The organism is Maribacter ulvicola (assembly GCF_900155985.1).
Taxonomy (GTDB): Bacteria; Bacteroidota; Bacteroidia; order Flavobacteriales; family Flavobacteriaceae; genus Maribacter; species Maribacter ulvicola.
On the sequence record NZ_FTMA01000009.1, the window covers coordinates 35,770 to 60,785 of the forward strand.

Sequence of the window (25,016 nt, forward strand, 5' to 3'; positions counted from 1 at the left end):
TTCTAATTTCTTAGAATGAAATAATCTTCATTCTTGTATTTGGCTTCATCAAAAGTAAATAAGGTTTTGGACAAAGTTTGATCTGTTTTAAAAGAATTAACAGTGATCGTAGTTTTTGTTCCGTTCTTACCTGTCTCAATAAGCTTATAAATATGTTTTGTACCCATATCTATACCTAATAATCTTGATTTTATTTCGGTATCAGAATCTATAGGGGTCAATTTAACGTATTGTATTTTTCTGCCCTGTACATCTTGTAATATGTCCCAGGCATAATTGTGTCCTTCTTTGTAAAAAGTCAACATCTTTGAAGGTGTCATGGCATTTTCATCGTCTGACTTATCTTCAATGGTTACTTCTTCATTTTCGGGAACTATGGTATATACTTTGTTACCGTCAAATATTTGTTGAGAACCTAGGTAATTGAACATATACTTGTTTCCTGCTAACGTAACATCTCCTCTTGTTTCTTGGTTTATTCCTGCTTCAGTATTTTTTAAATCAAATTTAAAGTCTACAAATATGTTGTCATAACTTTGCACTTTGTTATAAACCTCATCTAATAAGCTTTTTGCTTTTTCAGAACCTTGTGCGTTGGCAAAGGCTGTAGTAAGCATAATGGTCATTACAATAATAATCTTCTTCATCTCTTTTTTTAATATTATTCGTTATCCAATATTTGCTGAAGGGCAACCATATCTGCCACATATACTTGTCTGGCCTTACTGCCCTCAAACGGACCTACAATTCCTGCTGCTTCTAATTGGTCTATAATTCTACCGGCTCTATTATAGCCTAATTTCAATTTTCGTTGAATTAATGAGGCTGAACCTTGTTGTGCAATTACAATAACTTCAGCAGCTTCACGGAACTTAGCGTCTCTCTCAGACACGTTATTATCAAGACTCGTGCCAGAATCTTCACCAACATATTCAGGTAATTCGTGAGCATCTGGATAAGCTCTCTGACTACCAATGAATTCTACTATTTTGGCTACTTCTGGCGTGTCTACAAAGGCACATTGAATACGGGTGACATCATTACCTTGTGTAAATAACATATCTCCTCTACCGATTAATTGATCTGCGCCTGCGGTATCTAAAATGGTTCTTGAATCTATTTTAGAAGTTACCCTAAATGCCAACCTTGCAGGGAAGTTGGCTTTAATGATACCTGTAATAACGTTTACAGAAGGTCTTTGCGTGGCAATGATCAAATGTATACCAATAGCTCTTGCCAATTGTGCCAGTCTGGCAACAGGCGTTTCTACTTCTTTACCGGCCGTCATGATTAAATCTGCAAACTCATCAATAACCAATACAATGTACGGTAAGAATTTATGACCGTCGTTCGGATTCAGTTTTCTGGCCTTGAACTTGGTGTTGTATTCTTTTAGGTTACGTACCATTGCCAATTTTAGCAACTCGTATCTATTATCCATTTCAATACAAAGGGAATTCAGTGTGTGAATAACTTTGGTATTGTCGGTAATAATGGCTTCGTCAGAGTCTGGAAGTTTTGCCAAGAAATGACGTTCTATTTTATTATAAAGCGTAAGTTCCACTTTCTTAGGATCCACCAAAATGAATTTTACTTCTGCCGGATGTCTTTTGTATAGTAATGAGGTTAATACCGCATTTAAACCTACAGATTTACCTTGACCGGTAGCGCCAGCCATTAATAAGTGAGGCATTTTTGCTAGATCTACCACAAAGGTTTCGTTACTAATAGTTTTACCAAAAGCAATTGGTAATTCCATTTCCGCTTTCTGAAACTTACTTGAAGCAATTACCGAACGCATAGAAACTATTGAAGAATTCTTGTTAGGTACTTCAATACCTATGGTTCCTTTGCCAGGAATAGGAGCAATGATGCGTATACCTAAGGCTGCCAATGACAAGGCAATATCATCTTCAAGGTTTTTGATCTTTGATATTCTAACGCCCGCTTCCGGTACTATTTCGTATAAGGTTACCGTTGGGCCAATGGTTGCCTTAATTTGGGCAATACCAATTTTATAGTTTTTTAGAGTTTCAACAATCTTATTTTTGTTTTCCTCTAATTCTTCTTGGTTAATAGTGATACCACCCGTTGTGCCGTGCTGATCTAAGAGGTCTATGTGTGGGAATTTGTAATTTCCTAACTCTAAGGTTGGGTCAAATTCACCAAAATCATCTACCAGTTTGTTGGCAAGAACATCAACTTCTTCTGGTTCTTCAATAACCGACTCTACCTCCATAGCCAATGTTTCTTCAGGCTCAGGTTCAGGAACGGTAACCTCAAAATCCTTTGTTTTATCTTCTTTTTCTAAATGAGGGATTTCTGCTTTATGAGTGTAAGTATCTAAAATAACCGGCGTTTCTTCCTCTAGGGAAGTGGTAGGCATTTCTTCTTGCTCTTTTTGTTCTTTCTTTTTGCTGGCCTTACGTTCTTGGTTGGCCTTGAATTCTGTGGATATCGCCTCTTTTCTAGATTTAAAAAAGGAAGAGATTCCCTCAGGAGTAACATCGAACAATCGTACTAGAATAAATATAAGTCCGAACACCAATAATAGCAATACCCCAATTTTACCGGTGTAATCTTGTAAGAAGTCGTTCATTTCAAATCCTACCAATCCTCCTAATAGTGGGCTAGAGGTGGCAAAAAAGCCTAAGGCTATAGAAATCCAAATTATAAACAACAAACCCCAAATCCATTTTTTGAACAACGCCTTTAGAGGCATTCCCAAAAAGAGATATATTCCTGTAATGCATACAAGAAACGGAATGATCAAAGAAGCAAGACCGAAGCCCTTGTACATAAAAAAGTGGCTTATGCTTGCTCCAAATTTGTTCAGTAGGTTTTTTGCTAGTTCATTACGATTCTTAAACTCGGTCAGTAGACTTTGGTCGTCTTGCCAATTAAAGTAAAACGATATAAAAGAAAAGAACAACGCAATACTAAAAAGCATTAACAAACTACCCAAAATGATTTTATTTTGTTTGGATAATTTAAACGGTACTCGTTTTTTAGTAGGTTTTGGCTTTGATTTAGATGCCTTTTTTGCCATTAATGCTTAATTCTGATGCTAAATTACAAATTTACGATAAGCTAGGGAAAACTACCGACTATACTATAAAACCTTTGGTAAGTAAATGATAAGACCAATAATGGTAGATGCGATAGAAACCAGCATAACGGCACCAGCAGATATATCCTTTATGAATCCGATTTTGACATCAAATTCTGGCTGAATATAATCTGCAATTTTTTCTACCGCCGTATTCATTCCTTCAATTCCTAAAACAAGTGCAATTGCAAAAATTTGTAGAATCCATTCGGTACTTGAAATGTCAAAGTAGAAACCTGCGGCAGTCATTATTATAGTAATGAAAACCTGAATTTTTATACTTGCTTCGGTCCGTATTAAAAGGAAGGCACCTTTTAGGGCAAAGCCAACACTTTTAATACGATTTACCAAAAAGGATTCTTGCGGCATAATGAGTCGTTTGTTTTTAGTTCATTAACGCCTCTAACGCTGCTTTGTAGTTTGGTTCTTCTGTAGTTTCTGCAACCTGTTCCGTATACAATACATTACCTTTTTCGTCTACAACAACAACGGCTCTTGAAAGTAGCGGGGCTAAAGGACCGTCTGAAAATGCTACGTGGTAACCTTTTCCAAAATTACCATCTTTAAAATCTGAAAGCATTTCAACATTCTCTATGCCTTCAGCACCACAAAACCTAGCTTGTGCAAATGGTAAATCTTTAGAAATGCAAAGTACAATAGTGTTGTCCAATTCAGCAGCCTCTTGGTTAAACTGGCGAACAGACTGTGCACAAGTGCCTGTATCAACACTTGGGAAAATATTTAGTACTACTCTAGAACCTTCATAGTCTGAAAGTTTTACGGTAGATAAGTCATTCTTAGTTAATTGAAATTCTGGAGCTTTTTCGCCATTTGCAGGTAAAGATCCTATTGTGTGTATTTCGTTTCCTTTTAGTGTAACCGAAGCCATAACTTTTTCTTTTTATAATTGAGATTGTGAAATTATAAAATATATAGCTGAAACGAGCGGGAATATGATAAAAAAAAAGTCCTTTCAAAACTGAAAGGACTTTGTATTTTTTAAAGCTATGATTTGTCTATGGAGCCTAAAACCCGCTGCATAAACTGATTCATAGCATCCTTCTTTGGTGTGCCTTGTTCTATGCTGTTCGCAACTTCAATGGCACCGTACATGTTAGAGATGAGTTCGCCGATGACATCAAGCTCCTCATCTTTTAATGAAGGTAGTTCTGTAAGCGCTTCTAAAGTTTCTATGGTCTCTAGAACAAAATCGCTATCTTTTTCTTCAATGAACTCTGTCAGTAATTTAATTATGGGTAATCTCACTGATCAAATCTTTTAATAGGTCATACTTATTAGTCTGAACCTGGTTTTTAATTTTCCCTTTCTCGAAAGAAGCGAAGGTAGGTAAATTGCTTACGTCTGCTAGCTTTCTGGATTCAGGAAATTTCTCTGCATCTGCCAATACAAATGTAATGTTCTCATTTTGTGAAGCTTCTTTTTTGAATTTAGGCTTCATAATCCTACAGTTACCACACCATGTTGCAGAATATTGAACTACAACATTTGCATTATTATCTATGATTTCCTGTAAATTATCTTGTTCTAATTCTAATAACATAATTAAGTTATTTAAAGATTAATAAAATGAACATGAAGCAATTTTACTTCATGTTCACTATAGTTTGTTCTACTTAGTTAGCGTGTGCAGAAAGGTAGCTGGCAACACCATCTCTATTTGCAGACATAGCTTCTTTACCTTCTTCCCAGTTTGCAGGGCAAACTTCACCTTTTTCTTGAACGTGGGTTAGGGCATCTACTAAACGTAAATATTCGCCAACGTTTCTACCTAAAGGCATGTTATTAATGCTTTCGTGTTGTACAACACCTTCTTCATCAATAATATAGGTTGCTCTGTAAGTAACATTGTCACCTTCAACCTGAACAGTTTCAGTTTCTTCGTCGTACACTTCGTTTTGGATATCCAAAATACCTAAAACGCTAGATAGGTTACGGTTGCTATCTGCTAGTATTGGATAAGTAACACCTTCAATACCACCGTTGTCCTTATCTGTGCTTAACCATGCAAAGTGTACTTCTGGAGTGTCACAAGAAGCACCGATTACTATGGTGTTTCTTTTTTCGAACTCACCAATGGCCGCTTGAAAAGCGTGCAGTTCTGTTGGGCATACAAAAGTGAAATCTTTTGGGTACCAGAAAAGAACCACTTTTTTATTATTCTTTTGAGCTTCTTCTAATACATTAACTTTAAAAGTATCGCCCATGTCGTTCATTGCGTTTACACTAATATTTGGGAATTTTTTTCCTACAAATGCCATAATATGTTTTCGTTTTATAATTTATTGAAACACAAAATTAAGACTTGAAAGAAGGATTAGAGACTTTCTAAATTAGAAATTTCAATGCAAGAATAACTATTTTGAATAGCTAAAGAAACAGTGTTGTTTTGGTGAGAATAATCTAGATGTTACACTTTAAAATTGTGAAATTAGCAGTATTATATCAATATAATGGTGATATGTTGAAACTGTTATTTGGCTTTATTTTGAAGTTAGCCTTTTGATCTTGATATTGAATCCGGCAAATATGAACGTCATTATAGGACTTAGCCAATTAAAGATCGCATAGACAAAGTATTCTGCTACACCAACCCCTAAAACGCCACTGTGATAGGCTCCGCAAGTGTTGTAAGGAATTAATACCGATGTTACCGTACCGGTGTCTTCCAATGTTCTGCTTAAATTTTCTGGAGCTAGACCTCTATCCTTAAACGCTTTGGAAAACATTTTTCCTGGTACAACAATTGCTAAATATTGATCAGAAGCAGTACCGTTTAAGACGATACAGCTAATACCCGTACTAAAGAATAGACCAAATGTTGATTTTGCCATTTTAAGCAAAGACTTTGTTATTCTTGACAAGGCACCTATGCCGTCCATTATTCCGCCAAAAAACATAGCACAGATAATTAACCAAATGGTACCTAACATACCTGTCATTCCTTTAGAAGAAAATAAATCGCTCAATGCTTTGTTATCTGTAGGTACGTCTGTACTAACGGTGATAGCTTTTAATATTCCTTGATAGCCAGATTGAAACGTTAATTCTGATGCGCCGGTAATACCAGCAACTACGTTAGGTTGAAAGATTAAAGCAAAAAAAGCAGCTAGTAAAGTACCTATTAATAAGGCCGCTAACGGAGGCGTTTTTTTGACTATTAATGCTATAACCGCAATTGGTACAAGAAACAACCAGCCGTTTATGTTGAAAGAAGAATCTATAGATGCTAAGATGGCATCCACGTCAGCATTTCCATTAGTCTCTAGGCTAAAACCTATAATTAGAAATACTATTAAAGTAACCGTTATAGTTGGCACGGTTGTCCACATCATGTATTTAATATGTGAGAACAATTCTCCTCCTGCCATGGCGGGTGCTAGATTTGTGGTATCGCTTAAAGGAGATAGTTTGTCGCCAAAATATGCGCCAGATAAAACGGCACCGGCGGTCATGCCCAAAGAAATTCCCAATGCTTCTCCAATACCTATTAAAGCAATACCTACGGTAGCAGAGGTTGTCCAGCTGCTCCCTGTTGCCACGGAAATGATCGCGCAAATAATTACACATGCCGCTAAGAATATTGTTGGATTAAGAATTTGTAGCCCGTAGTAAATCATTGCGGGAATGATCCCGCTAACCAACCAAGTACCCGCCAAAGCGCCTACCATTAAAAGTATAAGAAGCGCGCCTGTGGTAGATTTAATATTTTCTTCTACTTCGGCGATCATTTGCTTATAGGAAATCTTGTTCATAAAGCCAACAATCACGGCAACTGCGCCACCTAATAAAAGTATGAACTGATTAGAACCACTTAAAGCGTCATCACCAAAGACATAAACATTGTATGCCAACATAGCAATCAGGGCTATAACGGGGATTAAAGCGGCTAAAATACTTAATTCTTTATTGTCAACGATATGCTCGTTTTCCCGGTGTTCATTGGTATTTTGGTCTGACATTAAAAAAGAGTTTGGTTTCTACGTAATATTACGATTTCTGTTACGGATGTGCAAACCCATTTTAAAATTGAAAGATTAAGGCTTTATGTTTTTAATAGACAGTATGTTAAGGTCTTCTAGGCATTTTTTCATTAACAGGTAGGTTCTTTGGATATCATCATCTAAACCTATAGAAAATCTAATGAGTCCGTTGCCAAGTCCCATTTTCTCTTGTTCCTCTAAGGGAATTTCAGAAGATGTAGAGCTTCCAGGTGCACTGAATAATGTTTTGTAAAATCCAAGGCTTACTGCCAAATATCCTAATTTTCTTTCTTGCATTAATTCCATAAGAGCATTGGCATTGTCTAAGTTTCCTACGTCCATGGTTAGTAGTCCTCCATAACCGTACTCCGGATTCATCTGACCTTTCATTATCAGATGTCCGCTATGTGTAAGTAATCCTGGGTATACCACTCTTAGACCATCTTTTTCAAATTTTTCAGCTAAGAACTGGGCATTCTCACTATGTTTTTTCATGCGAATATGTAACGTGCGCATATTTTTTAGAATGGATGCTGCACGTAGACTATCTAAAGTGCTACCTAATAGCATTCCGGCACCGTTATTTACATCTTTAAGACTTAGGCAAAATTCCGTTGTCCCACAAACAACACCTGCAACGCAATCACTAGTTCCGTTAATGAATTTTGTAAGACTATGAATAACGATGTCCGCTCCTAATTTTGCCGGTGAAATGGTTAATGGTGAAAATGTATTATCAACGACTAGGGGTAATTCGTTTTTTTTGGCAATACATGAAAGTGCAGAAATGTCAGCAACTTCTAAAAGCGGATTACTTACACTTTCACAATAAATCATTTTAGTGTTTGGTGTAATAGCTGCGGCTACCGCGTCAAGATCTGTAATGTCTAGAAAGGTAGTTTTAATTCCGAATTTGATTAAGAAGTTTTTCATGAAGGCATATGTGCCTCCATAAATAGTTCTACTGCTGATAATATGATCGCCGGCGTTACATAATTGTAGAATTACCGCTGTAATTGCGCCCATACCGCTTGCGGTCACATTCGCACTTTCGGTACCTTCTAATGCAGCTAATGCCTCACCTAAATATAAATTGGAAGGTGAAGAATGTCTGCTATACAAATAACAACCTTCTGTATTACCTTCAAAGGTATCGAACATTGTTTTTGCCGAAATGAAGGTGTATGTTGATGCATCTGAAATGGAAGGGTTTACACCGCCGTATTCTCCAAAATATTGTAAATCCTGTAAATTATTGCTGTTTTTATGGCTCATGGTATATTAAATTAAGTGAACAGCCTGGGGGAAAACTAGCAAGGCATTGAACTGAAAATCTAATTTTGATCCAGGCGCAGGCGTTCATTGTGCTTTTAAAAATAGTATCTAGTAAATATAATTTTTGACTGTAAGATTGTCAATAAGAAGTTGATTAATCAGCATCTAAAACTAATAAAAACTATATTTTAGATTTTAATTCTATTATTTTGTAATTTTAATGTAACTGTTAGAATATCAATCATTATGAAATTAGATCAGACGGATAATAGGCTTTTAGAGCTGTTGCAGACAGATAGTAAAAAGACGACCAAGGAATATGCTTTAAAATTAGGACTTTCAACTACCGCTATCTATGAACGTATTAAAAGGTTAGAAAGGGTGGGGGCCATTAGAAGTTATGTGGCTTTGGTTGATAAGGGCGTTGTTGATAGAAATTTTACCGTATTCTGTCATGTAAAGCTAGTACAGCATGTAAAGAATAATATTGCACAGTTTGAGGCACAGGTGATGCGTTTGCAAGAAGTGGTTGAATGTCACCATTTAAGTGGCGACAATGACTACCTATTAAAGATACACGTTAAAGATATGGAGGCCTACCGAAATTTTATGGTCAACAAATTAACGACTATGAGTCATATAGGTAGTACCCAAAGTTCTCTTACCATAAAAGAGGTGAAACATTCTACGGCTATACCGCTGTTGTAACTTGTTTCAATTTAATTGAGAATTAGCGTTGTAGTATTTTATGAAAGTATTTAGGTTTTTGATGCAAATGCCTTAATAAAAGATTAAAAACGGTAATAAACTGTTATAAAAGCTAACATTTTAGCTTCTAAACAATATATGAAAATGAGTTCTAAAACTAAAAATAGTATTAATTTTGTAAGACATTAGAAAATAAAATTTATGGATCAATATGATGTAGCCATTATTGGCTCAGGACCTGGAGGATATGTGGCAGCTATACGTTGTGCGCAACTAGGAATGAAAACTGCAATAATTGAAAAATATTCCACTTTAGGCGGAACATGTTTAAATGTTGGGTGTATTCCTTCTAAGGCGATGTTAGATTCTTCTCATCATTATGAAGATGCTATTAAACATTTTGATCAGCACGGTATTGAAATTCCTGGTGAGATAAAAGTGAACTTGGAAAAAATGATTGCCCGTAAGCAAGGCGTTGTTGATCAGACCACTAAGGGCATTGAGTTCTTAATGGATAAGAATAAAATTACCGTTTATGAAGGTGTGGGTAGCTTTAAAGATGCTACGCATGTGAATATTAAAAAGAACGATGGTAAAACAGAAGAAATTGAAGCAAAAAATATCATTATCGCTACAGGTTCTAAACCTTCAACATTACCTTTTATAAAATTAGATAAAGAACGCATCATTACTTCTACCGAAGCTTTAGAGCTTAAAGAAGTGCCAAAACATATGATTGTTATTGGTGGCGGTGTAATTGGTCTTGAATTGGGTCAAGTATACAAAAGACTTGGTGCAGATGTTACTGTAGTAGAGTTTATGGATCGCATAATTCCAGGAATGGATGCTGCACTTTCTAAGGAACTTACCAAGGTGTTGAAGAAGCAAAAAGTAAAATTTGCCTTGTCGCACAAAGTAAAGTCTGTTGAAAGAAAAGGAGATCAGGTAATTGTAAAGGCAGATAACAAAAAAGGAGAAGAGGTTGTTTTTGAAGGTGACTATTGTTTAGTTGCTGTGGGTAGAAAACCATATACTGACGGATTAAATGCTGATGCCGCGGGTGTTAAGCTTGATGAAAGAGGTAAGGTAATTGTTGATGGGCATTTGAAAACAAATGTTGATAATATTTATGCTATTGGTGATGTAATCAAAGGTGCTATGTTAGCTCACAAAGCTGAAGAAGAAGGTACTTTGGTTGCTGAGATATTAGCAGGTCAAAAACCACATATAGATTATAACTTAATACCTGGTGTAGTTTATACTTGGCCAGAGGTTGCTGCTGTTGGTAAAACAGAAGAAGAATTAAAAGAAGCAGGTGTTGAATATAAGGTTGGTCAATTCCCAATGCGTGCATTAGGTCGTGCTAGGGCAAGTATGGATACCGACGGATTTGTAAAGATTCTTGCAGATAAAAAGACAGATGAAGTTTTAGGTGTACACATGGTAGGTGCACGTTGTGCCGATTTAATTGCTGAAGCGGTAACTGCGATGGAGTTTAGGGCGTCTGCCGAAGATATCTCTAGAATGAGCCATGCTCACCCAACGTATGCAGAAGCCATTAAAGAAGCGGCATTAGCGGCTACTGATAATCGTGCATTACATATATAGGTAGAGAAGAAAGTACTATTGATAAAGGCAGCCAAATGGCTGCCTTTTTATTTTGTAATAAGCTAAAATTTTAAGGAGTATTGGTTAATTTTTGATCAATCCTAGCACACGCAATACTTTTTCTGTCGCTGTCCTTAATACTACAAAAGCAATAATTGCAAATTGCTCTAAGTAAATTCTTGTAGTGGATAAAACTGAGCGTATGTTAAATTTGATTTCTACTTTATGGTCTTCATATTTTAAAGCTAAATAGGTGCTCGAAAACATGAAAAGTATTGCGCCTAAAACCACAAAGTACGGATTCAGTGAATGATGAAAGAATCGGTATAGGCCTACACCGGTAAAACTACCATATAAAATAATAAAATGTATAATGTATATAGATAGGGTGCTTTGGCCAATTCTAAGCCAAGTAGCATTCATCAAGAATTTTCTTAAAACTATAAATATGGAGAAAACTATGAACACATCACCTAAGCGAATGAATAAATAGTTGTTGCTGAAGATGGATTTAAACAATTGAATTCCCGTGGTATCATAAACAGAAAGGAAAAAATCTGAAGAAAGGAATATTAATGTTAGTCCGGTTGCTATGTACGCAGGTACAATATAATTATATAAGTTTTTATTGTCCTGATACTTAGAAAATAACACCGACATAAAACTACCTATAGTTGCATAGCCTAACCAAGGTATGATCGTAAATACAGAACCATTTGTTTTCGTAAAATAGTTAGCCAATATTTGTGGTAAAAACTCAAAGCTAGATGCTTTATAAATGGGTTCTAAAACAAATAGCAAAAGGGTCGTAGCTGCCAGTATAGTAGGGAAAATCCATTTTTGTTTTGCAAAAGTTAGCATATAACCCCCAATAATAAACAGCAGTGAAAGTCCTATGCAGTGCAACACATCCACCACATAAAACGAATCATAAATTTCACCTTTGAACAGCCCAAAAATATTGATACGTAAAAGGTAGGCGATGACCAATAATTCTAGTCCGCGTTTAATACCTTTTTTAACACTTGGGTTTGACCAACCCGTTTGCTTTGATCGAATTAGTAAGTATGTAAATATGAATCCTGATACGGTAAAGAATACCGGCGCAGTAATTCCTCTAAAATATTTCCATGTACTGAACAGTATGTTAGAGTTGTCTCTGAAGGCATTATCCAACAAGCCATCAATGAAATGACCCTGAAGCATCATTAAAATTGCCCAAGCTCTTATGGCATCTAAAAAAAACAATCTTGACGTAGCTTTGCTCATTATCACAATTATATCCTATATACCTATAAAACAGTATGTTTAGATGTTTAAAGGCGCAAAATTAGATAAAATATTCTAAGGTTCGCTGTAATTAAATTAAATTCGCAATTACACATTAAAATAGGTCTATGAGTTATGTTTTAGCATTTGCAGGTAGCAATTCTTCCGTATCCATTAATTATAAATTGGTAAAGTTTACTGCTAGTTTAATAAAGGAAAGAGAAGTGAAGTTGAGGGATATGTCCAAGTATCCATTTCCTATGTATAGTCAAGATATAGAAAATGAAAACGGATTTTCCAATTCATTGGTAGAATTTAAGAATGAAATAACCCATGCAAAAGGATTGATTGTCGCTGTAAATGAGCACAATAGCTACCCTTCTGCATATTTTAAGAATACGATGGATTGGTTATCTAGGTTAGATGTTAAGTTTTTGGCGGATAAGAAAATACTATTAATGGCTACCTCATACGGTGGTCGTGGAGCAAGTGGAGCGTTAGAAATTGCGGAAAAGATGCTTGCTAGATTTCAGGGTACCGTAATTGAATCTTTCTCATTACCTCGTTATAGTGAGAACTTCAATGAGCAAAAAGGTATAATTAATGACGAGTTGTCCAAAGTTCATGCAGAGAAAGTCATCTCTTTTGTAAAAGCTATTTCGTAAGTTGGCCCCTATGTTTTAAGTTAAATTATTCTTAGCCTCCCTGTTTAAATTATAGGACTTCGTTACCTTTGGTTTGTGTTAAAGGCTTTTAAAAAACATATTGAAGATTCTTTTCCAGAATTGCTAGATGTTCACTTCATCATTGCTTGTAGTGGAGGTCTTGATAGCGCCGTGCTGGTAGAATTATGCCATAGAACAAACTTAAAATTTTCTATAGCACATTGTAACTTTAGGTTACGAGGAAAAGCCAGTGATGGTGATGAACGTTTTGTACGTAAGTATGCTCAAAAGATAGATAAAGCGTTTTTTGTAACTCATTTTGATACCCTTGGTTATGTAAATAAGCATAAGGTCTCTGTGCAAATGGCAGCACGTGAATTGCGTTATGCTTGGTTTTCTCAGTTACTTAAAGAGCATAGCAGTTCTTTTCTATTAACGGCACATCATGCAAATGATAATTTAGAAACTTTTTTAATCAATTTATCCAGAGGTACCGGTATTGATGGTTTAACGGGGATTCCCGCTAAAATAAATGATATACGAAGACCATTGTTGCCATTTACAAGGCAAGAATTAGAGTTGTTCGCAAAAGGGCAAAAAATGGAATGGCGCGAAGATGCCAGTAATGCAGATGCCAAGTATTTGCGCAATAAAATTAGGTTGGAGATAATTCCTAAATTGCATGAACTCCATCCTACTTTTACAGCTAATTTTAAAAATACGCAGGACTATTTACAGCAAACGGAAACCATTGCCTCGGCATATCTTCAGCACTTGAAAGAAGAACTGTTTGTAGAAAAAGATGGCAGAATAGAAGTGGAAATTTCAAAATTGAAAAAATTACAGCCTTTATCCACTTATTTGCATGGTTTATTTAGAGTTTACGGATTCAAGGAAATGGATAATCTTAAAGCACTGTTAGATGGTCTTAGTGGCAAACAATTGGTGTCTAATTCTCATGTTTTGGTCAAAAACAGAGATGTATTGATTTTGTCCAAAATCATGGAAAATGAATTGAATACTCAAGAGTATCTGATTACGGAAGAAAAGGTACCTTTGAACCTTCCGGTGGACATAAAGTTTTCTGAGGTTTCTGAGCGTCATGATAATACGGATACAGTAATTTTTGTTCAAAAGAAAGCATTAAAATATCCGTTGACAGTAAGAAAATGGAAAACGGGCGACTATTTTTATCCGATTGGATTAAACCGTAAAAAGAAATTATCAAAGTTTTTTAAAGATGAGAAAATAGATGTCTTGTCTAAAGAAGCAACTTGGTTGTTGTGCTCAGGTGAGCAAATTATTTGGGTTATTGGTATGCGTGCGGATCATCGTTTTAGGGTTACGGATACCGCTCAAGAGATTTTAAAAATAGAATTTACATGATTAGATTTTTTACTTTATTACTTTTAATTGTTTTGCCGCTTGGTACTTTCGCACAAACAGAAGATAATCCCGTAGTATGGGAGCAACAAATCAACAAGATTTCAGAATTGGAATATGAATTGGTGATGCAGGCTACAATCTTAGATGGTTGGCATATGTACTCTCAATTTACATCAGAATTTGGTTCCCTGCCAAGTGAGTTTACTTATAATGGAAATGGAACTGTTTATGAATTGATTGGTGGGACTACGGAGAGTGAGACAATAAAAGAGTATAGTGAAATTTTTGAGGTAGAGGAAACTTACTTCAAAGAAAACGCAACATTTACGCAGCGAATTAAAATATTGGATCCGGCAATTAATCAGATAGATGTTGACTTGTTTTTTCAGGTATGTGAAGAGGTTTGCATCCCTATGGATAAGAAATTCATCTTTACTTTAGATGGTACAAAAGCTGAGGTCATAACTACCGTTGATGATAGAAGTCTAGCGCTAGGGCAAGAGTTACGATTAGATTTAAAGAATAAAGAATTACTTACTCATGGCCAAGATACTATTGCGGAGACAACTAATATCTGGGTAATTTTTGGATTAGGTTTTCTTGGAGGTTTAATTGCACTATTGACTCCGTGTGTATTTCCTATGATTCCTTTAACGGTGTCATTCTTTACAAAGCATTCTCAAAACAAATCTAAAGGAATTTTAAACGCCTTGTTATACGGGTTCTTTATTATTCTTATTTATTTTTTACTAAGTCTGCCATTTCATTTATTCGATTCTGTTGATTCTCAAATTCTAAATTCCATCGCTACTAACGTCTGGTTGAATTTATTATTCTTTGTGATCTTCATATTTTTTGCCTTTTCCTTTTTTGGATATTATGAGCTAACATTACCAAGCTCTTGGGCAAATAAAATGGATGATGCATCCTCTAAGGTTGGCGGTGTGTTAGGCATCTTTTTTATGGCTATAACCTTGGCAATTGTGTCTTTCTCTTGTACAGGACCTATTTTAGGTGGTTTATTAGGAGGCACTACTTTGGCAGAGGGAGAAGTAGCTTCTAACCTTACCGCCGGTATGACCGGTTTTGGTGTAGCCTTGGCATTGCCGTTTGCGCTGTTTGCGCTTTTTCCGGCATGGTTAAATTCTCTTCCAAAATCTGGTGGGTGGATGACCACGGTAAAAGTAGTATTAGGCTTTTTGGAAATAGGTTTGGCGTTAAAATTCTTATCCAATGCAGATTTGGTTGGGCATTGGGGAATATTGAAGCGTGAGATATTTTTAGGTATTTGGATCGTGCTAGGTATAGCCATGACTTTATACTTATTTGGCTTATATAAGTTTCCACATGACGGTCCAATAAAAAAACTATCATTAAGTAGAAAAGTAGCTGCTTTTGTAAGTGGTGCATTTACTATATACATGATTTTGGGTGTTACCAATATCACCAATTTGAAATTGTTAAGTGGATTTCCACCACCTGAGTTTTATAGTGTTTTTGAACAAGAGACTGATTGTCCTTTAGGGATAGATTGCTATAAGGATTTTGATGAAGGTTTGGCTTATGCAAAAAAAGTTAACAAGCCAATCCTTTTAGATTTTACAGGTTGGGCATGTGTAAACTGTAGAAAAATGGAGGAAAATGTTTGGAGCGATCCAGAGGTTTTCCCAATCATAAAAGAAAACTATATACTTATCTCATTATATACAGATGATAGGGAAGAGCTACCTGAAGCTGAACAATTTAATTTTCAATTTGACAGTGGCCGCGTAAAGGAAATTAGCAATATTGCCCAAAAATGGGGCACTTTTCAAGATGTGAATTTTGGTTCTATTTCGCAGCCTTTTTACGTGTTACTTTCGCCAGATTTGAAAGTGCTGAATACATCTATTCAAAATTCTGATGTTCCTACCTATAAAAACTGGTTGTTAGAAGGATTGCGTAACAATAATTAATTTAAAGTTTTGTAAGATGTGGACTACTTGTCAATAAAAAGCAGATCTACGAAGTGTTTATTGTGAAAAATAGTTTTAACTTGGGGAAACAATACCTCCAAACCAAACTATGAGAACATTAAAAAGAATAGGAGTTTTCCTATTGGTTGTTATTACCCTTTTGATCGTTGTTGGCGGAATATTCGCATACACTTTACAGCCAGATTATTCAGGTGAAAAAGAACTTACGGACCTAACAAATGAGGTAAATGTCTTTTATGATGAATACGGTATTCCACATATTTATGGAGAGACCGAAAAAGATGCCTTTAGAACTTTAGGGTATGTTCATGCGCAAGATCGCCTATGGCAAATGGAGCTTCTTAGAAGAATTGCCAGTGGCGGTTTGTCAGAAGTTTTTGGTGCAGATTTAATTGGTACTGATAAATTCTTTTTGTCGCTAGGTATTGCAGATGCTTCTAAAGTGACAGCTGCTAATGCAGATGAGAACAATGAAGGGGTTGTTTTGGCTAAAGCCTATTTAGATGGTATCAATCAATTTATAAAGGAAGGACCAACACCGGTAGAGTTTTATCTAACGGGTATAGATAAGAAAGAATTTGTTTTGGAAGATATGTATAATACTATTGGCTATATGGCTTTTAGTTTTGCTATGGCCCATAAAACAGATCCTCTATTAACTACCATATATACCAAATTAGGACCTGAATATTTAAATGACCTACATGTAGGGTCTAGTATAGATACGGAATGGATTAAGAACTACAACCCTACGGCAACAGACACTATTCAAAACAACCTTACGGCTTCGGTAAACAAAGCTTTAGGTGCGTTAGATATTCCGTTGTTCGAAGGGAGTAATAGTTGGGTGATTGCCCCTGAGAAAACAAAGAACGGAAAGGTCATTTTTGCCAATGACCCTCATATAGGTTTTGCCCAGCCTTCGGTTTGGTTTGAAGCTCATATAGAAACCCCTACCTATTCTAAATACGGATACCACATTGCAGGTATACCATTTCCATTGTTAGGACATAATAGAAAAGTTGCATACGGATTAACCATGTTCGAGAATGATGATGTTGATTTCTATTTTGAAGAGAATAATCCTGCTAACGAGAATCAATACCTATCTGAAAATGGGTATGTGGACTATGAAATTATAACGAAGTCTTTTAAGGTTAAAGATTCATCTGAAGTTGAGTTTACCTATAAAAAATCGAACCATGGTCCAATTTTAAATGGAATAGCTGATCAACTACAGGGAGAAAGACCCATTGCTATGTCTTGGCTATACACGCAAATGGACAATAAGGTCATAGACGCACTTTTTGGTTTAAGTCACTCTAATGATCTTAAGGAGTTCAAGAAAGCCTTACCAAAAATTCATGCTCCGGGATTAAATATTATGTACGGTGATAGTGAAGGAAATGTGGCTTGGTTTGCCACAGCACAACTTTATAATATTCCTGATTCTGTGAATACCAAATTAATTTTTGAAGTAGGGGAGGGGCTTCCGGTAGAAAAAGAATGGATACCTTTTAATAAGAATCCGCAGGCTATAAATCCGCCAAGCAACTATGTTTATTCTGCCAATAACCAGCCAGATTCTATTGCTGGTATGCTTTACCCAGGCTATTATTTGCCAGAAAATAGAGGAAAGCGGATAGTTCAGTTGTTAGAGCCTAAAAATGATTGGGATTTAGATACGGCAAGTGACATGATTACGGACGTTATTTCTTCTGTAGACCCAGAAATAGTCACCAATTTGTCTCAGTATATTGATGTCTCTTTATTGAGTGAAAACGGATTGAAAGCAATTGATAGTTTAAAAATGTGGACCGGAGATTACAAGTTGTCTTCCATAGAAGCCACTATTTATAATAGATGGGCGTATTATTTTTTGGAGAACACGTTTGAAGATGAATTGGAAGAAGATTTATTCAATCAATTTATAAGTACCCATTTTGTAAAACGATTGATAGCACCGCTCTCTAAAGACGAAGAATCTGTATGGTTAGATGACGTAAATACTGCCGATATTCAAGAAAATATAACAAATATAGTAAATACATCTTTTATGGATGCCGTAGCTTCTTTAGAAAAGGATTTTGGTAATGATATGAGTAATTGGAAATGGGAAAAAGTGCATAGCATTGAACATCCACACCCTATTGGCCAGATAGCATCTTTACGTTCCTTTTTTAATGTAGGCCCATTTCCTGTTCATGGTGCAAGGGAAGTAATTAATAATATGGCATTTTCATATGATAAAACCGGATTTTATAAAACCACATCCGGACCATCTACCAGAAGAATTATAGATTTTTCCGATGTTGAAAACAGTATTAGTATTCTGCCAACCGGGCAATCTGGTAACCCGTTGAGTAAGCACTATCGGGACCAGGCAGAAATGTTTGTGAAAGGAGAATTCCGGAAAATGATGATGAACAAGGCTGATATTCAAAAGAGTAAAGAAATCCTTACTTTTAAGCCAAAGGATTGAAAATGCTTACAAAAGTTTATGGAAGTGCGGTATTTGGGGTTGAGGCTACAACAATCATTGTTGAAGTAAATATCAATAAGGGAATTGGTTATCATTTGGTAGGGTTGCCGGATAATGCCATTAAAGAAAGTAATTACAGAATAGCAGCTGCATTACAGAATAACGGATATAAAATTCCGGGTAAAAAAATTACCATAAATATGGCTCCTGCCGACCTTCGTAAAGAAGGCTCCGCTTATGATCTTACTTTGGCTATTGGGATATTAGCAGCATCCAGTCAAATAAAATCTGAAGATATAGAGAAGTATATTATCATGGGGGAATTGTCTTTAGATGGTAGCCTACAACCCATAAAAGGAGCTTTGCCAATTGCTATAAAAGCGCAAGAAGAAGGATTTACTGGTTTTATTCTACCTACTGCCAATGCTAAAGAGGCGGCAATTGTTGGAGATTTAAAGGTGTACGGAATTGATAATATCAAACAAGTTTTGGATTTCTTTGATCAAGGTACTCCACTTGAGCAAACCATCATAGATACTAGAGAAGAGTTCTATAAAAATCTAGATTTTCCAGAGTTTGATTTTTCTGATGTAAAAGGACAAGAGAGTATTAAGCGCTGCATGGAAATTGCCGCTGCAGGCGGACATAATATTATTTTAATAGGTCCTCCAGGTGCTGGTAAGACTATGTTAGCAAAAAGATTACCCTCAATTTTGCCACCAATGACCTTACATGAAGCTTTGGAAACTACCAAAATTCATAGTGTGGTAGGGAAGATTAAGAATATGGGTTTAATGAGTCAAAGACCATTTAGAAGCCCACATCACACCATTTCGGATGTCGCACTTGTAGGCGGTGGTGCATACCCGCAACCGGGAGAAATATCCCTTTCTCATAATGGGGTGTTGTTCTTAGATGAATTACCAGAATTTAAACGTGGCGTTTTAGAGGTAATGCGTCAGCCATTAGAAGATAGGGAAGTAACAATCTCTAGAGCTAGGTTTACCGTTACCTACCCAAGTAGTTTTATGTTGGTGGCAAGTATGAATCCTAGCCCGGGAGGGTATTTCAATGATCCAGATGCGCCGGTGACCTCGTCACCTGCAGAAATGCAACGGTATTTAAGTAAAATATCAGGTCCGCTTTTAGATCGTATAGATATTCATATTGAGGTTACTCCCGTACCGTTTGAGAAATTATCCGAGGAACGAAAAGGAGAGGGGAGTGTAGATATCAGAAAACGGGTGACCGCAGCAAGAGAATTGCAAACTGTCAGATTTAAAGATTTGGATAATGTGCATTACAATGCTCAAATGAATACGAAACAGATTCGCGAATATTGTAAGCTGGATGAGAAGTCTAAAGCCTTGTTGAAAAATGCTATGGAACGATTGAATCTTTCTGCCAGGGCTTATGACAGAATTTTGAAGGTGGCAAGAACTATTGCGGATCTAGGTGGTGCCGTGGATTTGGATGGGATTCATATCTCTGAAGCCATTCAATACCGCTCATTAGATAGAGAGGGTTGGTTGGGGTAAATTTATCAGTATTGATGGAGGATGTATTTTAAGAAAATAGTTCTTCATTATTAGCATCGTCTTCATTATTCTTGGGTGCAGTGAAAATATCTTTAAGTATGTAACTTGTAATAATGGTTAGTCCAAGGGTAAGTACAGGTATGGAGTAATCCCAACTTAACAAATGCATGAGTCCACCACAAATAAGCGTAATCACACCTATGCTCATGACAAAATTCCATATAATTTCAGTCATACTATTGTTTAGACTTCCATCTTTAGACATGAAATATGAAGTACCTTCCATTGCAAACCATATGATGAAGGTGAATGCCGTACCTATTTGAAAAAACAGTGTATGGGTAAAATCCAATATTGTCAATATGCCGTTGGTCGTCCAAAAAAGAACCAAAGCCATTTTAATTAAATCAACGATTTTTTTCTCTTTTTTCTTTAAAAAACGAAAAGCGTATAATACGAGTATGGCAGCAAAGGATATGAAAATGATTCCTTCAGAATAAGCCCAGTGAAGTATTTGCATTGCCATTCCAATTAAAAGGGTTGCAATTGCAGCTCTAATGGGGTTTCTAAATGCTTTTTTAGAATTTTCCATACCTGTTTTTTTTAGTTGATCACTTTTATATTGGCTTTAAGGCCTTGCATAATACCAATAATGTTATTTACAGTTTCATTTAAATAATAACGTACTACAATATGGGGAATTCTAATGGTGGTAAATCCATTTTTAAAAGAATGCATTGCTTCTTCTAAATTATTAATAGCTTCGTGTTCAGTGAGTTTTTCATATTCAGAATCAATTTCAATATTAAGTTTTACACGCGAAATGGCAATGTCTATAGACTTTTTACCATCCCACCATTCTAGCATTGAACTTACTCCTGCTGCTTTAAGGGCATAGTAAAGCTGAATGGCTTCTAAGGAAGTATTGTGTTTATTGATCAATAATTTTATTCGCTCATGATGTTTGGCACAAAGCTCTACACCTGCACTTTCCATTGCATTTTTGTGATCTAAATAACCGAGTTCTTTTTTACATTCTAAACAAATCATTAATAGGTTAAGTTTAAGGTTTGGGGATAGTTATAACCAAGTTATTTAAGGATTAGTATGTTTCCTCGGTGAATTACATATAAGTTTTAGATGAACTACACTATTTTAGATTAACTGCATTTTAAAATGTTAAAATTGTGGTAAAAATGATACAGCGGATAGTGAGCCATGTCATATTTACCAATTATATTTACATGAATGATAATTTTACTAAATGTTTAAGAAATTAGGTCCTGGTGTGCTAGTAGCTGCAGCGTTTATAGGTCCAGGTACGGTTACGGCGTGTACCTTGGCAGGAGTTGATTTTGGATTTAGTTTGTTGTGGGCCATGTTGTTATCAATTGTAGCAACTTATGTTTTACAGGAAATGTCTGCGCGGCTGGGGATAGTTACACAGAAGGGATTGGCAGATGTAATTAAGCAAGAGCTAAATAATCCATGGATTCGTAATAGTGTCATTGGTCTTATCTTTTCTGCCATTATAATAGGGAATGCTGCGTATGAAGCAGGTAATCTAGGAGGTGCCACCTTAGGTTTAGAAGCTTTGTTTGGTATGGAATATAGCAGTCTGTACCCCTTTATATTAGCAGGTTTAGCGTTTCTTTTGTTGTATCTTGGTAGTTACAAGGCTTTAGAGAAAGTGTTTATTGTTCTAGTATTTATCATGAGTCTTTCTTTTGTGATGACGGCTATATTGACCAAACCAGATGTGTGGGAACTGTTTAAAGGTCTTTTTGTACCTATAATACCTGAAAAAGGTATTCTCGTTATAATTGCTTTAGTGGGTACAACCGTTGTTCCATATAATCTCTTTTTACATGCAGCTTTGGTAAGTGAGAAATGGAAATCTAAAGAGGATTTAAAATTAGTAAAAAGAGATACCTTGGTTTCTATTATTTTAGGAGGTCTTGTTTCTGTTAGCATTATAATTTCTGCTTCTGCTATAAATTCATCTGAAGTAAACAATGTAATAGATATGGCAAAAGCTTTAGAGCCATTGTACGGTTCCGCAGCGTTATATTTTTTAGGAATAGGAATGTGTGCGGCTGGTATTACTTCGGCTATAACGGCGCCCTTGGCTGCAGCTTATGTCGCAAATAGTTGCTTTGGGTGGAAAGCAGGATTTAAAGATGCTAAGTTTAGAATGATATGGATGATTATTTTAGGGCTAGGTGTTTTCTTTTTATCCTTCGGAATTAAACCTATTGAGATTATTAAATTCGCCCAGATAACCAATGGATTGTTATTGCCTGTTATTGCGGTGTTCTTATTGTGGGTTGTCAATAGAACGGGAGTCATGGGGAAATATAAAAACTCTTTGTCGCAGAATATTTTCGGCGGACTAATTATTCTCCTTTCCGTTTTATTGGGTGCTAAAAGTATACTAACCGTTTTAGGTATTTTGTAGCAGATGAATAGAAGTATAGATATTAATTGTGATGTTGGAGAAGGTGTAGGTAATGAAAAAGACCTTTTTCCAATGATAAGCTCTTGCAATATTGCTTGCGGTGGTCACGCAGGTTCTAAAGAGACCATTCAGCTGTGTTTAGAACTGGCAAAGAAATATCAGGTAAAGGTTGGTGCCCATCCTTCATATCCAGATAAAGAGAACTTTGGTCGTGTAAGTATGTCAATTCTTAATGATGAGCTTGTTAAAAGTATTCAAACTCAAATGCAATTATTTGAAGCTGCGGGTAAAGAAATGAGTATACCGCTGCATCATATTAAAGCACATGGAGCTTTGTATAATGATATAGCAAAAGATGTACAATTGGCAGAAATCTTTTTAACTGCCATATTAGCGTATAAAAAAAGTGTGGTGTTGTATGTTCCTTTTGATAGTATTATTCAGAAAATAGCAATGAATAACGGATTTAAAGTTATGGTGGAAGCTTTTGCGGATAGAAATTATAATGATGATTTAAGTTTGGTGCCACGAAAAAAGCAAAATGCCTTAATCAACTCTGATCAAGAGGTATTGGATCACATTCTAAGGATGTATAAGGATAAGGAGGTAAAAACGATAACGGGCAAGCATATGCCTATTGAAGCTGATACCTATTGTATTCATGGAGATACTCCAGCTGCATTGCAAATTTTGACGTATCTTACAAATGAATTACCTCATCATAATCTACAAGTGAAATCGTGAATTCCCCCAAAATAAATATTAAACCTTTTGGAGTACACTCTGTCTTAATTGAATGGCCAAATGAGGTCAGCGAAATTATATTGGAAAAAATTTTACATTTCGAAAGATTTTTGACTAAAGAAGTATATACGAATAAAGAATGGGAGCTAGTTCCTTCTTACAACTCTCTTCTCATCATAAACAGGACAAAACAAATTGATTTCCAAAAGTTATCTTCTGATATTCATGATTGGTACAGGCAATTAAAAGAATCTCCTAAGCCAGCTAGGTATTTATGGCGACTACCTGTGTCGTATGATTCGGAGTTCGGTCTTGATTTAGAGGAAGTAGCAAATCAACTACATAAAACTAAAGAAGAGATTATCGCTCTACATACTGGTGCTACATATACCGTTTTTGGTATTGGGTTTTTACCTGGATTTATGTATTTAGGCGGAATTGATGCAGAACTGGAATTACCGCGTAAAGCTGTACCAAGAGCTAAAGTGATAAAGGGAGCTGTTGGTATCGCAGGAAAGCAAGCAGGTATCTATCCGCAAGAATCTCCTGGAGGTTGGAATATTATAGGAAACTGTGCGATACCTATTTTTGATGCATCCAAAGAAAATCCTTGCTTTGTAAGTGTAGGTGATAAAATTGAATTTTATAAAATATCTAGAGCGGAGCACAATCTTCGTAAAATAGAAGCTGAAGTTGGTATATATAAACCTGAAAAAATTAATATAGATGCTTAAAGTTCTAAAAGCAGGTTTTTATACCACGGTACAAGACGCAGGTAGATTTCATTATAGAAATAAAGGTGTGCCGGTGTCTGGTGTTATGGATGAGATGTCTGTATTTAAAGTAAATTCTTTACTTGAGAATGAAGAATCTGCTGCCGTGTTAGAAATTACCATGACAGGGCCAACGCTTTTATTCGAAAAAGAAACGTACATAGCTCTTGGTGGTGCAGAAATGTCTGCAACCCTAAACAATGCACCCATACAGAATAATAAAGTTTATAGGGTTAATGAAGAGGACCTTTTATCTTTTGGTAGATTAGAAAAAGGTTTTAGGGCGTACCTTGCTTTAAAAGGTGGCTTTACTTCTAAAGAAATATTGGGCAGTAGATCCTTTTACAAGCCAATTACGAAATTTAATAGATTGAACGAAAATGACGTTATTCCATTTTCAATACAAGAAAATTTTCAACCTAAAATTTCAGAGATCAAAGCTGCTTCATTTTTAGATAATACTGTACTAGAGGTGTATAAAGCGCCTGAGTTTGATTTGTTGAATGATAAGCAATTAGAAGAAATTTTCTCTAAAACGTTTACTGTTTCACATGAGAACAATAGAATGGCATATCAATTGTCCGAAACGGTATCGTCACATACTATTTCTATGCTTACCTCTGCAACAATACCAGGTACAGTACAGTTGACACCTGCCGGTAAGATGATTGTGCTGATGAAAGACGGACAAACTACTGGTGGTTACCCAAGGACTGTTCAATTAACCGACAAGGCAATTTGTATATTGGCACAAAAGAAAGGTGGGGATACTATTAGATTTAAATTGGTGTAATTTATTACTTTTTAAACTGATTTTGTTAAGGTGTTATTTATAACTAATTTTTTGCGTACTATTGTAGTATGAATTTATCAAAATTAAATAATGAACTAGTCATTGTCATTCCTAATAGGGGGTGATATAGCTTTTCTTTCATTTGGAAAAACCTGTATCGGATTTATTTGATACAGGTTTTTTTTATGATTATATGATAATAATAGATCAGTTTTGAAGTATTGAATATGA

Annotated in this window: 23 protein-coding genes; 11 read left to right on the forward strand and 12 right to left on the reverse strand. The window is 35.8% G+C overall.

The genetic code is table 11. The annotated features are described in order from the left end of the window. Positions 1 to 2: 2 nt before the first annotated feature. From BW936_RS17155 to BW936_RS17195, 9 genes are all read right to left on the reverse strand, one after another. Entirely contained in the window at positions 3 to 647 is a 645-nt protein-coding gene (locus BW936_RS17155; RefSeq protein WP_076550650.1) for an outer membrane lipoprotein periplasmic chaperone LolA1, read from the reverse strand. Positions 648 to 661: 14 nt separating this feature from the next. Continuing rightward, the gene (locus BW936_RS17160; protein ID WP_076550651.1) at positions 662 to 3,049 is read right to left on the reverse strand and encodes an FtsK/SpoIIIE family DNA translocase; all 2,388 of its coding nucleotides are present in this window, start codon (positions 3,047 to 3,049) and stop codon (positions 662 to 664) included. A gap of 63 nt (positions 3,050 to 3,112) precedes the next feature. Further along, positions 3,113 to 3,478 carry a diacylglycerol kinase family protein gene (locus BW936_RS17165; RefSeq protein WP_076550653.1) on the reverse strand — a complete coding sequence of 122 codons (366 nt, stop codon included), beginning with the start codon at positions 3,476 to 3,478 and terminating at the stop codon, positions 3,113 to 3,115. Positions 3,479 to 3,494: 16 nt separating this feature from the next. Further along, positions 3,495 to 3,998: a thiol peroxidase gene (tpx, locus tag BW936_RS17170; protein ID WP_076550654.1), complete on the reverse strand. Its 504-nt coding sequence runs from the start codon at positions 3,996 to 3,998 to the stop codon at positions 3,495 to 3,497. A gap of 116 nt (positions 3,999 to 4,114) precedes the next feature. Next, positions 4,115 to 4,375 (reverse strand): DUF6952 family protein, encoded by a 261-nt coding sequence (locus BW936_RS17175; protein WP_076550656.1) that lies wholly within the window; start codon positions 4,373 to 4,375, stop codon positions 4,115 to 4,117. Beyond that, positions 4,356 to 4,670, reverse strand: a complete 315-nt coding sequence (locus tag BW936_RS17180; protein WP_076550657.1) for a thioredoxin family protein — start codon at positions 4,668 to 4,670, stop codon at positions 4,356 to 4,358. Before BW936_RS17180 ends, BW936_RS17175 begins: the two co-directional genes overlap by 20 nt. 73 nt (positions 4,671 to 4,743) lie before the next feature. Beyond that, entirely contained in the window at positions 4,744 to 5,388 is a 645-nt protein-coding gene (locus BW936_RS17185; protein ID WP_076550659.1) for a peroxiredoxin, read from the reverse strand. A 222-nt stretch (positions 5,389 to 5,610) separates the two neighbouring features. Next, complete coding sequence (gene nhaC / locus BW936_RS17190; RefSeq protein WP_076550660.1) at positions 5,611 to 7,089, reverse strand: Na+/H+ antiporter NhaC; 1,479 nt, start codon at positions 7,087 to 7,089, stop codon at positions 5,611 to 5,613. Between the two features lie 75 nt (positions 7,090 to 7,164). After that, the gene (locus tag BW936_RS17195) at positions 7,165 to 8,385 is read right to left on the reverse strand and encodes an aminotransferase class I/II-fold pyridoxal phosphate-dependent enzyme (protein ID WP_076550662.1); all 1,221 of its coding nucleotides are present in this window, start codon (positions 8,383 to 8,385) and stop codon (positions 7,165 to 7,167) included. Between the two features lie 246 nt (positions 8,386 to 8,631). Here BW936_RS17195 and BW936_RS17200 point away from each other — a divergent pair, with 246 nt between their 5' ends. Both BW936_RS17200 and lpdA read left to right on the forward strand, forming a co-directional pair. Further along, a complete protein-coding gene (locus tag BW936_RS17200) occupies positions 8,632 to 9,093 on the forward strand; it encodes an Lrp/AsnC family transcriptional regulator (RefSeq protein ID WP_076550663.1) in 462 nt (153 codons plus the stop codon). 201 nt (positions 9,094 to 9,294) lie between these two features. Then, entirely contained in the window at positions 9,295 to 10,701 is a 1,407-nt protein-coding gene (gene lpdA / locus BW936_RS17205) for a dihydrolipoyl dehydrogenase (protein WP_076550665.1), read from the forward strand. 84 nt (positions 10,702 to 10,785) lie between these two features. On the opposite strand, the gene BW936_RS17210 is transcribed toward lpdA, so the two are convergent. Further along, complete coding sequence (locus BW936_RS17210; RefSeq protein WP_076550667.1) at positions 10,786 to 11,970, reverse strand: heparan-alpha-glucosaminide N-acetyltransferase domain-containing protein; 1,185 nt, start codon at positions 11,968 to 11,970, stop codon at positions 10,786 to 10,788. 128 nt (positions 11,971 to 12,098) lie between these two features. Here BW936_RS17210 and BW936_RS17215 point away from each other — a divergent pair, with 128 nt between their 5' ends. The 5 genes from BW936_RS17215 (at position 12,099) to BW936_RS17235 (ending at position 20,017) form a co-directional block, all read left to right on the forward strand. After that, positions 12,099 to 12,635 (forward strand): NADPH-dependent FMN reductase, encoded by a 537-nt coding sequence (locus BW936_RS17215; RefSeq protein WP_076550669.1) that lies wholly within the window; start codon positions 12,099 to 12,101, stop codon positions 12,633 to 12,635. Between the two features lie 75 nt (positions 12,636 to 12,710). Continuing rightward, positions 12,711 to 14,021 carry a tRNA lysidine(34) synthetase TilS gene (gene tilS, locus BW936_RS17220; protein ID WP_076550671.1) on the forward strand — a complete coding sequence of 437 codons (1,311 nt, stop codon included), beginning with the start codon at positions 12,711 to 12,713 and terminating at the stop codon, positions 14,019 to 14,021. Further along, entirely contained in the window at positions 14,018 to 15,976 is a 1,959-nt protein-coding gene (locus tag BW936_RS17225; RefSeq protein WP_076550673.1) for a protein-disulfide reductase DsbD family protein, read from the forward strand. The genes tilS and BW936_RS17225 overlap by 4 nt, the downstream gene beginning before the upstream one ends. A 109-nt stretch (positions 15,977 to 16,085) precedes the next feature. Then, on the forward strand, positions 16,086 to 18,479 hold the full coding sequence (locus BW936_RS17230) for a penicillin acylase family protein (protein WP_076550675.1): 2,394 nt from the start codon (positions 16,086 to 16,088) through the stop codon (positions 18,477 to 18,479). A 2-nt stretch (positions 18,480 to 18,481) separates the two neighbouring features. Continuing rightward, positions 18,482 to 20,017, forward strand: a complete 1,536-nt coding sequence (locus BW936_RS17235) for a YifB family Mg chelatase-like AAA ATPase (protein WP_076550677.1) — start codon at positions 18,482 to 18,484, stop codon at positions 20,015 to 20,017. A gap of 28 nt (positions 20,018 to 20,045) precedes the next feature. Here BW936_RS17235 and BW936_RS17240 read toward each other — a convergent pair whose 3' ends face one another. Both BW936_RS17240 and BW936_RS17245 read right to left on the reverse strand, forming a co-directional pair. Continuing rightward, positions 20,046 to 20,609, reverse strand: coding sequence for a hypothetical protein (locus tag BW936_RS17240; RefSeq protein ID WP_076550679.1), 564 nt, complete (start codon positions 20,607 to 20,609; stop codon positions 20,046 to 20,048). 11 nt (positions 20,610 to 20,620) lie between these two features. After that, on the reverse strand, positions 20,621 to 21,067 hold the full coding sequence (locus BW936_RS17245; protein WP_076550681.1) for a hypothetical protein: 447 nt from the start codon (positions 21,065 to 21,067) through the stop codon (positions 20,621 to 20,623). Positions 21,068 to 21,281: 214 nt separating this feature from the next. Here BW936_RS17245 and BW936_RS17250 point away from each other — a divergent pair, with 214 nt between their 5' ends. The 4 genes from BW936_RS17250 to BW936_RS17265 are packed head-to-tail and all read left to right on the forward strand — an operon-like array spanning position 21,282 to position 24,785. Next, a complete protein-coding gene (locus BW936_RS17250; RefSeq protein ID WP_076550683.1) occupies positions 21,282 to 22,475 on the forward strand; it encodes an Nramp family divalent metal transporter in 1,194 nt (397 codons plus the stop codon). A 3-nt stretch (positions 22,476 to 22,478) separates the two neighbouring features. Then, a complete protein-coding gene (gene pxpA, locus BW936_RS17255; protein ID WP_076550685.1) occupies positions 22,479 to 23,219 on the forward strand; it encodes a 5-oxoprolinase subunit PxpA in 741 nt (246 codons plus the stop codon). Then, positions 23,216 to 23,953, forward strand: a complete 738-nt coding sequence (gene pxpB / locus BW936_RS17260; protein WP_076550687.1) for a 5-oxoprolinase subunit PxpB — start codon at positions 23,216 to 23,218, stop codon at positions 23,951 to 23,953. Before pxpA ends, pxpB begins: the two co-directional genes overlap by 4 nt. Continuing rightward, the gene (locus BW936_RS17265) at positions 23,946 to 24,785 is read left to right on the forward strand and encodes a 5-oxoprolinase subunit C family protein (protein ID WP_076550688.1); all 840 of its coding nucleotides are present in this window, start codon (positions 23,946 to 23,948) and stop codon (positions 24,783 to 24,785) included. Before pxpB ends, BW936_RS17265 begins: the two co-directional genes overlap by 8 nt. Positions 24,786 to 25,016 lie beyond the last annotated feature (231 nt).

Excerpts from the sequence above, each read along its gene's own strand:
- BW936_RS17155 (WP_076550650.1), bottom strand. The coding sequence starts at position 647 with ATGAAGAAGATTATTATTGTAATGACCATTATGCTTACTACAGCCTTT.
- BW936_RS17160 (WP_076550651.1), bottom strand. The coding sequence starts at position 3,049 with ATGGCAAAAAAGGCATCTAAATCAAAGCCAAAACCTACTAAAAAACGA.
- BW936_RS17165 (WP_076550653.1), bottom strand. The coding sequence starts at position 3,478 with ATGCCGCAAGAATCCTTTTTGGTAAATCGTATTAAAAGTGTTGGCTTT.
- tpx (WP_076550654.1), bottom strand. The coding sequence starts at position 3,998 with ATGGCTTCGGTTACACTAAAAGGAAACGAAATACACACAATAGGATCT.
- BW936_RS17180 (WP_076550657.1), bottom strand. The coding sequence starts at position 4,670 with ATGTTATTAGAATTAGAACAAGATAATTTACAGGAAATCATAGATAAT.
- BW936_RS17185 (WP_076550659.1), bottom strand. The coding sequence starts at position 5,388 with ATGGCATTTGTAGGAAAAAAATTCCCAAATATTAGTGTAAACGCAATG.
- nhaC (WP_076550660.1), bottom strand. The coding sequence starts at position 7,089 with ATGTCAGACCAAAATACCAATGAACACCGGGAAAACGAGCATATCGTT.
- BW936_RS17195 (WP_076550662.1), bottom strand. The coding sequence starts at position 8,385 with ATGAGCCATAAAAACAGCAATAATTTACAGGATTTACAATATTTTGGA.
- BW936_RS17200 (WP_076550663.1), top strand. The coding sequence starts at position 8,632 with ATGAAATTAGATCAGACGGATAATAGGCTTTTAGAGCTGTTGCAGACA.
- lpdA (WP_076550665.1), top strand. The coding sequence starts at position 9,295 with ATGGATCAATATGATGTAGCCATTATTGGCTCAGGACCTGGAGGATAT.
- BW936_RS17210 (WP_076550667.1), bottom strand. The coding sequence starts at position 11,970 with ATGAGCAAAGCTACGTCAAGATTGTTTTTTTTAGATGCCATAAGAGCT.
- BW936_RS17215 (WP_076550669.1), top strand. The coding sequence starts at position 12,099 with ATGAGTTATGTTTTAGCATTTGCAGGTAGCAATTCTTCCGTATCCATT.
- BW936_RS17225 (WP_076550673.1), top strand. The coding sequence starts at position 14,018 with ATGATTAGATTTTTTACTTTATTACTTTTAATTGTTTTGCCGCTTGGT.
- BW936_RS17230 (WP_076550675.1), top strand. The coding sequence starts at position 16,086 with ATGAGAACATTAAAAAGAATAGGAGTTTTCCTATTGGTTGTTATTACC.
- BW936_RS17235 (WP_076550677.1), top strand. The coding sequence starts at position 18,482 with ATGCTTACAAAAGTTTATGGAAGTGCGGTATTTGGGGTTGAGGCTACA.
- BW936_RS17240 (WP_076550679.1), bottom strand. The coding sequence starts at position 20,609 with ATGGAAAATTCTAAAAAAGCATTTAGAAACCCCATTAGAGCTGCAATT.
- BW936_RS17245 (WP_076550681.1), bottom strand. The coding sequence starts at position 21,067 with ATGATTTGTTTAGAATGTAAAAAAGAACTCGGTTATTTAGATCACAAA.
- BW936_RS17250 (WP_076550683.1), top strand. The coding sequence starts at position 21,282 with ATGTTTAAGAAATTAGGTCCTGGTGTGCTAGTAGCTGCAGCGTTTATA.
- pxpA (WP_076550685.1), top strand. The coding sequence starts at position 22,479 with ATGAATAGAAGTATAGATATTAATTGTGATGTTGGAGAAGGTGTAGGT.
- BW936_RS17265 (WP_076550688.1), top strand. The coding sequence starts at position 23,946 with ATGCTTAAAGTTCTAAAAGCAGGTTTTTATACCACGGTACAAGACGCA.